This window comes from Pseudovibrio sp. Ad37 (assembly GCF_001623075.1).
Classification (GTDB): domain Bacteria; phylum Pseudomonadota; class Alphaproteobacteria; order Rhizobiales; family Stappiaceae; genus Pseudovibrio.
The window spans coordinates 23,177-35,727 of record NZ_LMCF01000064.1; the positions used below are offsets into that span (position 1 = coordinate 23,177).

The 12,551-nt window shown below is 49.3% G+C and carries 15 protein-coding genes; 12 read left to right on the forward strand and 3 right to left on the reverse strand.

Annotated features, from left to right (window positions below; translation table 11 throughout):
- The first annotated feature begins 176 nt into the window (after positions 1 to 176).
- The 10 genes from PsAD37_RS11515 (at position 177) to PsAD37_RS11560 (ending at position 8,605) form a co-directional block, all read left to right on the forward strand.
- The gene (locus PsAD37_RS11515) at positions 177 to 2,525 is read left to right on the forward strand and encodes a putative monovalent cation/H+ antiporter subunit A (protein WP_063296265.1); all 2,349 of its coding nucleotides are present in this window, start codon (positions 177 to 179) and stop codon (positions 2,523 to 2,525) included.
- The gene (locus PsAD37_RS11520) at positions 2,525 to 2,941 is read left to right on the forward strand and encodes a Na+/H+ antiporter subunit B (protein WP_057465865.1); all 417 of its coding nucleotides are present in this window, start codon (positions 2,525 to 2,527) and stop codon (positions 2,939 to 2,941) included. Before PsAD37_RS11515 ends, PsAD37_RS11520 begins: the two co-directional genes overlap by 1 nt.
- Positions 2,941 to 3,318, forward strand: a complete 378-nt coding sequence (locus PsAD37_RS11525) for a Na+/H+ antiporter subunit C (protein WP_063296266.1) — start codon at positions 2,941 to 2,943, stop codon at positions 3,316 to 3,318. The genes PsAD37_RS11520 and PsAD37_RS11525 overlap by 1 nt, the downstream gene beginning before the upstream one ends.
- A gap of 4 nt (positions 3,319 to 3,322) precedes the next feature.
- Positions 3,323 to 4,909: a Na+/H+ antiporter subunit D gene (locus tag PsAD37_RS11530; RefSeq protein WP_063296267.1), complete on the forward strand. Its 1,587-nt coding sequence runs from the start codon at positions 3,323 to 3,325 to the stop codon at positions 4,907 to 4,909.
- Entirely contained in the window at positions 4,906 to 5,385 is a 480-nt protein-coding gene (locus PsAD37_RS11535; protein WP_082827139.1) for a Na+/H+ antiporter subunit E, read from the forward strand. Before PsAD37_RS11530 ends, PsAD37_RS11535 begins: the two co-directional genes overlap by 4 nt.
- The gene (locus PsAD37_RS11540) at positions 5,382 to 5,735 is read left to right on the forward strand and encodes a cation:proton antiporter (protein WP_063296268.1); all 354 of its coding nucleotides are present in this window, start codon (positions 5,382 to 5,384) and stop codon (positions 5,733 to 5,735) included. The genes PsAD37_RS11535 and PsAD37_RS11540 overlap by 4 nt, the downstream gene beginning before the upstream one ends.
- Positions 5,732 to 6,094, forward strand: a complete 363-nt coding sequence (mnhG, locus tag PsAD37_RS11545; protein WP_084403760.1) for a monovalent cation/H(+) antiporter subunit G — start codon at positions 5,732 to 5,734, stop codon at positions 6,092 to 6,094. The genes PsAD37_RS11540 and mnhG overlap by 4 nt, the downstream gene beginning before the upstream one ends.
- Positions 6,095 to 6,557: 463 nt before the next feature.
- Positions 6,558 to 6,974: a MucR family transcriptional regulator gene (locus PsAD37_RS11550; RefSeq protein ID WP_008549808.1), complete on the forward strand. Its 417-nt coding sequence runs from the start codon at positions 6,558 to 6,560 to the stop codon at positions 6,972 to 6,974.
- 490 nt (positions 6,975 to 7,464) lie between these two features.
- Positions 7,465 to 7,875, forward strand: coding sequence for a helix-turn-helix domain-containing protein (locus tag PsAD37_RS11555; RefSeq protein ID WP_063301929.1), 411 nt, complete (start codon positions 7,465 to 7,467; stop codon positions 7,873 to 7,875).
- Positions 7,859 to 8,605 (forward strand): DUF6456 domain-containing protein, encoded by a 747-nt coding sequence (locus tag PsAD37_RS11560; RefSeq protein ID WP_063296270.1) that lies wholly within the window; start codon positions 7,859 to 7,861, stop codon positions 8,603 to 8,605. Before PsAD37_RS11555 ends, PsAD37_RS11560 begins: the two co-directional genes overlap by 17 nt.
- Here PsAD37_RS11560 and PsAD37_RS11565 read toward each other — a convergent pair.
- Positions 8,568 to 8,999 carry a SufE family protein gene (locus PsAD37_RS11565; protein ID WP_063296271.1) on the reverse strand — a complete coding sequence of 144 codons (432 nt, stop codon included), beginning with the start codon at positions 8,997 to 8,999 and terminating at the stop codon, positions 8,568 to 8,570. The genes PsAD37_RS11560 and PsAD37_RS11565 overlap by 38 nt on opposite strands.
- A gap of 146 nt (positions 9,000 to 9,145) precedes the next feature.
- On the reverse strand, positions 9,146 to 9,730 hold the full coding sequence (locus tag PsAD37_RS11570) for a DUF5330 domain-containing protein (protein ID WP_063296272.1): 585 nt from the start codon (positions 9,728 to 9,730) through the stop codon (positions 9,146 to 9,148).
- Between the two features lie 528 nt (positions 9,731 to 10,258).
- Between PsAD37_RS11570 and PsAD37_RS11575 the strand changes: the two genes are divergently transcribed.
- Complete coding sequence (locus PsAD37_RS11575) at positions 10,259 to 11,137, forward strand: peptidoglycan-binding protein (RefSeq protein WP_063296273.1); 879 nt, start codon at positions 10,259 to 10,261, stop codon at positions 11,135 to 11,137.
- Positions 11,138 to 11,170: 33 nt separating this feature from the next.
- Entirely contained in the window at positions 11,171 to 11,557 is a 387-nt protein-coding gene (locus PsAD37_RS11580) for a DUF1491 family protein (protein ID WP_063293245.1), read from the forward strand.
- On the opposite strand, the gene PsAD37_RS11585 is transcribed toward PsAD37_RS11580, so the two are convergent.
- Positions 11,531 to 12,187 (reverse strand): hypothetical protein, encoded by a 657-nt coding sequence (locus tag PsAD37_RS11585; RefSeq protein ID WP_208991836.1) that lies wholly within the window; start codon positions 12,185 to 12,187, stop codon positions 11,531 to 11,533. The genes PsAD37_RS11580 and PsAD37_RS11585 overlap by 27 nt on opposite strands.
- Positions 12,188 to 12,551 lie beyond the last annotated feature (364 nt).

Sequence of the window (12,551 nt, forward strand, 5' to 3'; positions counted from 1 at the left end):
GGCAAGTTACAATTAGGTGAGGTTAAAGTTTATTGGAACCTGACAAAACTAGAATGTGATGAACTTGCCCTGCATGGGTGGGCAGATTATGTCTTTGGAGTGGTCGGGGGAGCGTGTTTGGCAAATTCGACTCGGTCTTATAGGTTAACCACACTAATAAATTTACGGAGTGCTACATGCCTTTATTCGGTGTCGAGGCAACGTTCTGGGCGTTATTAGGCCCGTTTGTTGCCGCTGCGCTTAGTCCCTTTCTGGCAAAGACTCTGAAACACAATGCTGCGTGGCTTCTCGCTGTTATTCCTGCATTGGCGTTCCTACAGTTTCTTTCAATTGTGCCAGGCATTGCCGAGGGGCAAACATTCAAGGCGAGCTTGGAGTGGGTTCCCACCTTCAACGTAAATTTCTCGATTTATCTGGATGGCCTGTCTGTCTTATTTGCACTTCTGATTTCGGGAATAGGAACGCTCATTACGCTTTATGCAGGTGGATACCTGAAAGGCCATGAGAACCTTGGGCAGTTTCTGTCCTACCTGTTCCTCTTCATGGGGGCCATGCTGGGTGTTGTTGTTGCTGACAACGTCATCACACTCTTCGTTTACTGGGAGTTGACGTCTATCACGTCCTTCCTGTTGATCGGGTTTGACCACCTGCGCCGCGCCTCTCGCCGCTCTGCTGTGCAAGCGCTTGTTGTGACAGGCGGCGGTGGTCTGGCTCTGATGGCTGGTTTGATCTTAGCTGGCTACCAAGGCGGTAGTTTTGAGTTGAGTGAGTTGCTTAATTCTGGTGACGTTTTACGCGAAAGCCCATATTACACCGCGATCTTCATCTTGGTGGTGCTGGGCGCTTTCACAAAATCTGCTCAGTTCCCGTTCCATTTCTGGCTTCCAAACGCAATGGAAGCTCCGACACCTGTTTCTGCATACCTGCACTCTGCCACCATGGTGAAAGCCGGTGTCTATCTGCTCATGCGCATGCATCCGGTTTTGGGAGATACAGAACTCTGGATGACCGTACTTCCGATTTTTGGCGGCATCACACTGCTCGTCGGCACCATTCTCGGCATTCGGCAGACCGACCTCAAACTTGTTCTGGCCTACACAACTGTTGCGTCTCTTGGCCTGCTGGTAATGCTGACAGGCACATCCGATCCGGTGGCGATTCAGGGCGCCGTTATATACCTGTTCGCGCACTCACTCTTTAAGGGCTCTTTGTTTATGGTGGTCGGAACCGTCGACCATGAATCTGGTACACGCGATCTGAACAGAGTAGGGGGCTTGTTCTCACTGATGCCGATCACCGGTACTGCTGCGGTTCTCTCTGCGTTGTCAATGGCAGGTTTGCCACCTCTGGTCGGCTTTGTTGCGAAAGAAGTTCTTTATGACGGAACATGGCACGCTGTGAACGGCGGGCTTTGGACTGGCTTCGCCGTACTGGGCAACGCGATGATGTTTGCTCTGGCTGCAACCGTTGCCATTAAACCGTTCTTCGGCGCCAAGGTGAAAACACCAAAAGTTGCTCATGAAGGAACAGTCCTACTTGTTGCAGGATCAATCACTCTTGCGGTTCTGGGCTTGGCAGCCGGTGCATTCATCGCATCAGTTGGCCATCAGCTCTTGTCACCAATGACTTCTGCAATTCTGGGAACACCATTTGATGAAGAGTTGCATCTGTTCCCCACATACCTGTCACCAGCGCTTTACCTGTCTTTGGCGACAATTGCCCTTGGTATTATCATCTTCATGTACATGGATAAGCTCCGTGTGATTGTTGCAGATGCTCTGCGCACCATTGGGTGGGGACCGGATAAGGGCTTCGACCAGGTCCTGGAAGTTATCATTCGTTTTGCAACCGCGCTGACACAAACAGTTCAAACTGGCAGTATGGTCACCTATATGCGCGCCACGTTTACCGTAATCGCGCTGGTGCTGTTTGTACCAATGATCCTCACAGGCAATTGGCCAAAGCTGCAAGGTATAGGCAGTTTCTACGCTTATGAGTGGTTTATTGCCGCGATTGCAGTGATTGGCGTTTATGCCGTGTTGACAGCACGCTACCGAGTAACGGCGATTGTCTTGCTTGGTATTCAAGGCTTTGCAGTGGCACTGATCTACCTGCTTTTTGGAGCGCCGGATCTGGCCTTCACGCAGTTTATGGTTGAGACACTCTCGGTTGTGATCCTTGCATTGGTAATGACCCGCCTGAATCTGAAGCCAACCGATGCCCGGTCATCGCGTGGCAAGGTATTTGATATCAGCCTGTCAGTGCTTTGTGGTGCAGGTATCAGCATGTTGCTGATGTCCATTATTCAACTGCCGTTTGACCCAACACTCTCTGAGTTCTTCACACAGTACAGTCGGACGATTGCGCACGGTCGGAACATCGTGAACGTTATTCTCGTTGATTTCCGCGGCTTCGATACGATCGGAGAGATCTCCGTTGTGATGGTAACGGGTCTGGCGGTCCTTGCACTTATCCGAGTGCGACCTAAATCAAACGGAAACTCGAACTCGGAGAAAAATCGCTAATGAATACGCTTATATTCAGAACGGTCGCTCCGTATCTCTCTGCTCTGATGATGCTTTTTTCCGTCTTCGTATTGCTCCGTGGGCACAACGAGCCTGGTGGAGGTTTCATCGGCGGGCTGATTGCCGTTTCTGCCTTTGCAATTTATGGCATTGCTTGCGGTGTCTCTGCTGTTCGCCGGGCAATGAAGTTCCATCCTATGTCCATTGCTGCGTCAGGCCTGCTCCTCGCGGTTGTCTCTGTGTTGCCGAGCCTGTTCTTCAGTCAACCAGCAATGACAAGTCAGTGGCTTGCTCTCCCGTTTTTGGGCACGGTGATTGACCTGTCAACACCGCTGTTCTTTGATATTGGAGTGTATCTGGTGGTGGTAGGAGCGATTTCTTCGATCGCTCTTTCTCTGGAAGAAAGGGCAGACTAATGGAAACGCTTTTCTCTGTTCTGGTCGGGATCCTTTTTGCTGGTTCCATTTATCTGCTACTATCTCGCAAACTCGTGCGGATCCTGTTGGGCATTGCCATTCTTGGGAATGCCGTGAACCTCTTGATCTTCACAGCAGGACGTCTCACACGTGATGTACCGCCAATCATTCCGCTTAAGAGCTATCTCCCAGTAGAAGCAACAGCGAACCCTCTGCCTCAGGCATTGGTGCTGACCGCAATTGTGATCTCGTTCTCCTTCCTGGCATTCTTCCTGGTCCTTGGCTACCGGGCCTATCAGGAACTGGGAACGGATGACTTGCTTGATATGCGCGTCGCAGAACCTAAAGAACATTCTGAACCGCCGCTGGGGTACTAAGTAGATGGCTGCAACGAAGACTACAGTTGATATTACAGCGGCAATGGTGACGGAAGCCGTGCCTCTTGCAGACTGGCTTTTGGTTGCTCCTGTCCTGCTCACTATGGCAGGCGGTGCAATTTCAATTATTTTCCGCAAGAAGTCGGCGACTCAGCCTTGGATCGCGATCACAACAATCGCATTGGTGATCCTTTCAAACATTGGCTTGCTTAACCACGTCCTCACCAACGGTGTCGTGACAATGGTGATGGGCAGTTGGCTCCCGCCATTCGGTATCGCTTTTACGGCTGACCCACTTGGCGCGTTGCTGGCGCTGACAGCCTCTGTAGCAACCATGTGTGTTGCCGTCTTCGCAATGAACTCAATTGCCGAAAACGAACGGCGTTACGGTTTTTATCCATTTCTTCTGATGCTGCTCTGCGGTGTCACTGGATCATTTCTAACGGGTGACATCTTCAACCTTTATGTTTGGTTTGAAGTCCTGTTGATCTCATCCTTCGGTATGCAGATCCTCGGAAATGAAAAGGTGCAGATCGATGGTGCCGTAAAATATGCAGTGCTGAACCTGATTGCGACAACGCTGTTCCTTGCAGCAACTGGCTTGCTTTACGGGCTGGTTGGTACGCTGAACATGGCGGATATCGCTGGCAAGCTGAAAGCCTTTGATAATTCGGGTCCAATGCTTGGCTTAGCGACCCTTTACTTCCTCGCATTTGCTATGAAAGCAGCGGCATTCCCGGTCAACTTCTGGCTTCCGGCTTCTTATCACACGCCACGCTTGGTAGTGGCCGCAATCTTTGCAGGTTTGCTCACCAAAGTCGGTGTTTATGCGCTGCTCAGAGTGATGCTTCTGCTGATGCCTGAAGGTCGTGACTGGCTCGCCTCACTAATCGGAATAGTCGCAATCGCAACGATGCTGACCGGCTCGCTTGGTGCGCTGGCTCAAACAGATATCCGACGCCTGATGGCTTATCTCGTTATCGCCGGCATCGGTGCCATGATGGCAGGTATCGCGGTTGGCAATGAAGTTGCTGTATCTGGCGCAATCTTCTACTCCATGCACTCCGTTCTCATTATGACTGCGCTTTACCTTCTGGTCGCCTTTATGTTCCAGATGAGCGGCACATTTTCCTTACGTGAAATTGGTGGTCTCTATATCCGCACGCCTTTGGGGGCCGGAATTGGCTTGATCCTCTTGCTTGCAGTGGCAGGCTTGCCACCTTTTTCTGGTTTTTGGGCTAAATTGCTCCTCGTAGCAGGTGCGTTAGAAGCTGGTCGTGGCTGGGTTGCAGCAGGTATTTTGGTCTCAGGACTGTTTACGACCATCGCTGTAGGACGTCTCTGGATCTTCGCATTCTGGCGAGGTGGCAACGAACACACGGTAGATGGCATTCAAGCTCTTCCCATTGCCAGAAGCTCCGATGCAGCTGACATTTCGTGGAGTATCTGGCTACCGCTCATCATACTGACGGCACTGATCTTCGTAATTGGAATCTTACCGGAAACCATGATGTCCATAACTGAAAATGGAGCAAAAACGCTGATTGATCCGACAGCCTATATCGGTTCCGTGTTTGGAGGTATCCGATGAACAATATGGTCTTTCTCATGAACTTGCTGCTTGCGGCAGCATGGGGGGCGGTCACCGGCTCATTCACACCGCTCAATCTGATTTTTGGCTTTATCTTGTCCAGCATCGCGCTGTTCCTGATCCGGGAGCAAATCGCATTTCGGGATTACTTTCAACGCGGAGGGAAGGTCCTCATTCTTGCAGGCAGTTTCTTCAAAGAGTTGGTTCTGTCCTCATGGCGTGTGCTGATGATTGTCATCAAACCGAAGATCAAGCTTCATCCGGGCATTATCGCAGTGCCGCTCTCAGTCAGTGAAGACTTTGAGATCACATTGCTGGCAAACATGGTCACACTGACGCCGGGAACGCTATCGGTCGATGTATCAGAAGATCGAAAGGTCTTGTTTGTGCATTGCCTCAATGTACCAGACCCAGAAGAAACAATTGATGGCATCAAGAATGGTTTTGAACGTCAGATCTTGGAGGCGTTTCGATGAACGGATTTGAGGCTTTTGCAGCAGATTTCCTGTATGCCTGTGTGAGTATTGCACTCTTTATTCTCGGCCTGACATTCTTGCTGATTGTCTATCGTATTATCAAAGGCCCAACTTTGCCTGACCGTATTGTTGGACTGGATCTATTGGTAGTTGTCGCTATCGGTCTGATCGCCACGGTAGGTGTTGGGTCATCATACACGCTCTACATCGATATCTCGCTTGCACTCGGACTTGTCGGCTTTCTGGCAACCGTTGCCTTCGCACGCTTCATCTTGAACCGAGGACAGGCGAAAGACTTTATTATTATGCAGGAAATCAAAGATTCGGAAAAACAGGAGGAGCAGAAATGATGTCAGCAGTTATCTCCATCCTGACCGGAATAATGCTCATTATTGGAGCAATCTTTGCAGCCGGTGCGGCGCTCGGCATCAACCGTCTACCAGATGTCTATACACGCATGCACGCGGCGTCGAAGGCTGGCACCTTAGGGTCCGGCCTGATGGTGCTGGCACTTGGTCTCTACTCACAACAGTGGGATGATTTCATGCGGGCTGTCGCGACCGTCTGCTTCTTTCTGTTGACGGCTCCGGTTTCTGCTCATCTCATCGCACGAGCTGCCTATGTGGTGGGTTATAAACCCTGTAAGGAAACCAAGTTGGATGAGCTGAGTGTAACGAAAAAGTCTGCAGAGCCTGAAGCTCCGCAATAATATGTCGACTTTAGCTAAGATTTTTGGACTTTAGTGCAGTCAGAGCACCAGAAATAATCGACAATGCCCTTTGGTAAGGCGATTGACTAGAAACGCGAGTTTCACCGGCATCGCCTTGCCAACAGCCGATTACGCAGTACAGTCACATTCTTTTGCCTGTACATTACGGCAAGCAGTTTATCTAGTTTACTTCTATGATTTCTCAAGTTTGTTGGAAGTCTGTAAGGTCCTTCTAAATCACAATGCACAAAAAACCATAGTAAATCTGCTTTTTCATGCCGAATTTAACTTGTTATCCTTATTTCCTGTCTCTATAAAAGCCCCCTATGGTTTTTGCTTGTTTAGAGTCGAAGCTTAGCTGAGATAAGTACGGATCTAACGTTTAATCTTCGGATTGAAGTATTAGTCCTGTAATATACAAGCATACCTACGAAATTTAGATCCACAAGATGACAGGTTAGAGATGAGCGAGATCCCTGCAGATAACAATTTGATGGAACTGACTGCTGATATCGTGTCAGCCTATGTTGGTAATAACACTGTGGCCTCTGCCGATTTGCCTGTGCTGATCAACGACGTTTACGTCGCTTTGCAGAAAACCAGCGGTGATCTTTCTGAGCCAGAGCCTGAGCCGCTAAAGCCAGCTGTGCCAGTTAAGAAGTCTGTCACGAACGATTACATCATCTGTCTTGAAGATGGTAAGAAGTTTAAGTCCCTGAAGCGTCACCTACGCACGCATTACGATATGACACCTGAAGAATATCGTGAAAAATGGGGTCTGCCTTCAGACTACCCAATGGTTGCTCCTCATTACGCGGCAGCTCGTTCTGAGCTTGCTAAGAAAATGGGTCTCGGCCAGCAGCGTAAACGCGCTAAGTAATTTCAGGATATATCCTGACAGAAAACCAGCCTCATTCGGGGCTGGTTTTTTTTATTCCCCTTCTGCTATTTCTTACTCCCCCATTATTGATGAATTTCCCTTAAGGGTGCACGTGCTGTGCATAGTGACATGGCACGCCTTGTTTCAGCTTCCGTAAAGGTAAAACTAGCTCATCTGACACTAGAGCTTAAGTTCTAATTTTCTTGTGCTTTCCTAAGTTGTGATCTCAAAACGCCTGCAAGTTTCATAAGTTAATTCAAAAATGTAATTCGATAAGGTTTTACGGAGAGCCTTCGAGAAACCAAAACGGCACTTGAGAATCGGCTAATTCTGCCGGTCGTTTAGAAAAATTTATGTTTTGAGGCCGCGAGGTTCCAATCTTATCCCCCCCAAGTATCGCTAGGGCAACAATCAATTGTTCTTTGACGATAACCAATCAGTTCATTGGAGTAATTAAATGCCAAGAATTTCTGAGGGGGAGAAAAATAAGATGTCCAAGAGTCCGTGTTCGGAGTCTTCGGTTCATTCTGGACTGTCGCAAAAGCCTCTGTCAGCAGTGGACTGGATGGCCACAGGTCATGTCGCACTTGCGTTTGGTTTGAAGCCTGAGGAGCTTCACTCTGCTTCTCGTGGCTATGCAAAGGCCGCGCAAGCACGACAAGTCTCAATGTATATTCTTCACGTCTCAATGGGTATGACCCTGTCCCAAGCAGGTGCAGTCTTTGGTCGTGACAGGACAACTGCAGCTCATGCCTGCAAGGTTGTTGAAGATCTAAGAGAAGACCCAAGATTTGATGCCGTCCTCTCTGAGATAGAGGGCCAGCTGTCGGCGTCTGTTGCCAGTGCCCGCATGCATTCTTCTCTGAGCTCAGGAGGGCAATCTGATGCCTACACAGCCTGAGGATACGGTATCTGAAATGCAACTCATCAAGTTCTGTAAAGGGCTCGCAGTTGCAAAGAAACATGCGGAACCTGAGGGGGATGTTAAAGCTGTCTTATCGCGTGCAATAGCCCTGTCGCTAGTTGCTTCCTACACGGAGGGCTACCAGTTGACCAAAGAAGGCAAAAGCTGGTTACGGCGAAAATTGAGCCAAGGAGGATTGGAAACTCAATCCAAAACGGAGCAATCTCAGATCAACACCATCAACTCAGAAAGCCCGCTCGCCTGGCTAAAGAGTAGAAAAGACAAAACAGGGAGAGGTTACATCTCCGAACTGCAATTTGAAGCAGGTGAGCGATTAAGAGAAGACTTCACCTACGCGCTACTTTGGGGAACCGTTAGATCGAACTGGCGCAGTGAGCGATCGTCAAGATCGAGTATTAAGGTAGGTGACGTATCCGACAGCGTTTACGATGCCAGAGATCGCCTTCAAAGAGCTCTCTCAACTGTCGGACCGGAACTCTCCGGCGTTCTCATGGATGTATGCTGTTTCTTGAAGTCTCTGAAACAGGTAGAGAGCGAGCGCCAGTGGCCGCAACGAACGGCCAAGATTGTTCTGGGGTTGGCACTAGACCGACTTGCGACACATTACGGTTCGTCTCGTAATCGTGCTGTCGGTCCAAAAAATGCTCAGATGGCGAGCTGGGCAGCGTCTAATTCAGAGTTAGAGCTGCAGACGCATCATCCTTGATACGCTGAACCATGGAACTCAGCCCATTGGAACGCTGAGGCGTCAGATGTTCTTTGAGGCCAATCTTGCCAAATATGCTTTCGATGTCCGTTGCAAGAATTTCCTTTGCAGAAACACCGGAGTATTGCGCAAGAACGATAGCAACAAGACCGCGAACAATGTGGGCATCGCTGTCGCCCTTATAGAATAGGATCGGGCCTTTATCGGTATCTTCCTGAATGTTCTTCGAAAGCCAGACCTGAGAAACACAGCCATGAACGCGGTTTTCCTCACTGCGTTCATCATCTGTTAGGGGTTCAAGTTCGCGGCCCAGCTCGATGACATAGCGATAGCGGTCTTCCCAGTCTTCGAGGAATTCAAAGCCTTCCAGAATATCAGCGATCGCAGTGGTCATAATACTATTCTTTCACTCAGGGTTTTGCAGGCGTTTCTACCGCGCCATTCGGTCAGGGGCAATACGATTGGATTCAAAATATAAAACGGCCCACACTCCAAGCTAGAGTATAGGCCATAAAAGGCTCAGTATTATGGAGATTGGTCTTAATTCCGACCGTAATAAAGCGGATTAGGACGCGGCAACGGCACAGCAGCAACCGGAGTTGCATAGATTGGCTGAACTTCAGCAAACAGACCTTGTTCAGATGGATCTGCTTGCGCAGAGCTGTTCTGTTGCTGGCCTTGATTGAGTTGCCATGGAATGTCCCGATCAGCTGAACTAAGTGTACCGGAATGTGCAGGCTCGTCTGATGGGCTTGTAAGGCTCGGCAGCAGCTGGCCTGCCGCAACTTCATCAAACGGGATAGCTTCGATAGCATCCTGGGCTGAAGGCAGAGCAGCAAACTTTGTGTGTTGCAGGTCTTCTGCCTCACTGTCGCTGAGGTAATTGTAAGTCAAGCGAGCAGCTTCTTTTGCCTTTAAACCGACGAGAGTGATGACTGAACCGCCCATCTCGCAAGCATTGGGATTACGATCACAAAAGCCGCCAAGGTCCTTCACGGTGGATTGTGCTGCAAGGTAAACCTGAACGATGCCAATAGATGGTGCGTCCTCATCGCTGCCAGTTCCAATTGGAAGCAGAAGCAGTACAAGTCCGATCCAAAATGTGGTTCTAAGCAAAAAGAACATTGGCTTCGCCCGTGGGTTTCAAGTGTGCCGAATAGGCCGACAACTTTTAGATAGTCGTTTAACTTGTTGAAACTATAGGGTTTACTCTCAAATATATCATATATTGTTCTCAATAAAATTGAATCAAATTTTAAGTAAATTTGTAAACTACTGAAATTTATGGTTATTTTTCGTTTTTCGAAAATCTGGCGAAGCGTATCTATGATTAATAAAAGGTGTAGAAAAAGTATCCCAGCGGTATCTTATTGAACTGAAAAACCACCAGATGGGGCTCACAATTAAAACTCAGAAGTGCACATAAGAGTTTTTTTAAGCAAAACTTGATAGAAACAGGAGGACTGGAAAACCGGAGTATAGCCCAATTTAACCCAAGGTTTTATGTTGGATCTCAGTGGGCAGAGAGCTATTCAAAGTGGACTTGCTGAGGTGAGGGCGATATCTCTAACCTCTCAGGAAGACATCAGTTAAAACTGGTAGTGACTTAGTACTCGGGTAACACACAAATTGCGTTGAAAGAGGTAGTACTTGATGGTGGGGCGAAAGCCAAACGGCAAAAAAGCGAGCAAAGGTGGAGCCCGTAGGGGGTCTGCACAAACGCAGCCTGATGGTGATTACCAAATGCATGTGGACTATGACGAAGACGGTGTTTTCTATGAAAATGGCGAAGTCGATCATGCTGCTGTTGCTAACGCTGCCTCCAAAAAGTCTCCAGGCATGAATAAGCTCTCCACACTGGTGCTGTTAGGATTCGTTGGCATGGCATCGCTGATCGCGGTGAACGCTGCCTTTTTGCAAGATGCCAAGCATCCCTCTCCAATGATCGCCACTCGGGTTTCTCAAAGCCAGTTAGATAGCTCAGAACTTGTAAGAGCAACTCAGAGATTGAGGCAGCAAGAGTTAGTCTCTGAAGTGCAAAAGGAACTGCGCCGTTTAGGGGGGTATCCAGGCAGCCTGGATGGCCAGTTCGGTCCCGCGACAGAACGGGCAGTCCGCGCTTATCAAAGACAACGCGCAATGAATGAAAACGGGCAGGTGACCGAAGCGCTGCTTGCACGGCTTACAATGGACTTTGCCGCGTTTACGCCGTCTCCAAACACTGCGTCTGCTGAAGGAGCTGAGATTCCTATTCCTCGGGCAAGTCCTGAGGAAATTGAAGCATTGATGCAAAGTGGCTCCAATCTGACACAAGTCTCCGGTCAAACGGATGCAATGACTGAGCGCATCAAGCGCCTGCAAAAAACACTAGCGGATCTGGGGTACGGCCCGCTTACAATTGATGGTATTCCGGGCGGACAGACCGCTTCTGCAATTGCCGCATTCCAACGCGATAATGCTTTGCAGATAGACGGGCAAATGAGCGAAGCTCTCTTCTCTAAGCTTGCTACAGTCAGTGGCACACGGATCTGATAGCGCGACCAATTCTATAAGAAAGACAACTTGATGCGAGTAACCTCTGAATTTTGGGTCGCTGCTTACACACGCCGGTGCTTCGGGGAAGGTGCTTTCGCAGGCATACGCCGCAAAGGCGCGCTGGAAGCAGGGGCCATCTTCATCATTGTTGATCGGTTGGACACGACCTACGACTTTTACGGTCCTGCGCCACAGTCTTTCTTTGAAGAGGAAAAGCCACTTGATCGCGAGTTTGAATGTTTGATGGAAAAGACTTCACGAGAGGAAATTGAAGCCAAACTCACACGCGAAGAACGCATGGACCCTGACTTCTGGGTTGTCGAAGTTGAAGATAAGGAGGCCAGAAGCTTCCTGTCACTGCCAAAAGAGCCGGGGCCTGAAGATTTATTCTCAGGCTTTAAGGGTCGCAAGTTCTGAATGGTAGTGCGAGGGCCGCGTTAAAGACGTGCTCTGGGCTTTGAATTCCCGCGCAACTGTCTCGGTTGCCTCAAAAATCGTGTGATAGCGAGGCTGGGAAGGCTCTCCACTCCAGCTGCAGAGCAACTGTCGCGCAATCTTCTTGCTAACGCCAGCAGCAGACTTTTGCAGGTCTCTCATGCGATCCGTCTCAATGAGTGTGCCCCAAAATTGTACGAGCAGCTGATCGACAAGACGGGAAGAGAACCCAAGACCAACGAGTATGACAATGAACCCGTCTGGGGAAGAATGCGTACAGCATTGATGGATCTGGTCTGGAGTCATGCGGCAGGCGTGCGCCAGCTGGCCAACCATACTGGTGTGGCCAAATTTTAGCCCCCTAAGTGTTAGTTCCTGCGCCTCATTCTCCGTCAGTGTGTCAACCGCGTCATCTGAAGCAGAAGCATCTTTCAAGCTTGCCGAAAGGTCTTTGTATGATGATATCGGTGCGCTCTCCAGGAAGAGACTAAGCAGATCTTCAACAAGCTCATCAGAGTAAATAGCTGGATGTGAAGGGGCAACGGTACTCCTGGAATTGAGAGCAACGTATTCTCCAATCATCTGGTCATGGTCAATTGCAAGAGCTTTCATCACGGCCTCCGGAGCATGAGAGATCGGGCACAACAGATGTGCTACCTTCAGTCGACTTGCCGCAGTGGCTGATGACAGGTGCTGCAGCGCTAACTCCTCATACATATGAGAGCTTGCATGAGAATGGCTGGTTTGAGCAAAAGCCTCTGTTGCTGCGATTAAGAGTTGAGACCTGTCTTCCATGAGTGAATGAACCTGTATACGAAAAACAATGATTTCTCGATGTTTTTCGCAATCTGTCAATGAGCGTTCAAAATTGATCCGGCATCATCATTTAAAATTGACCCACCTTGGTTGGCACAAATCCAGCAGGCGAACAGCTCTCATCTAGCAGGTTCGTCTGCTGGCTTTGTGCCAACCAAGG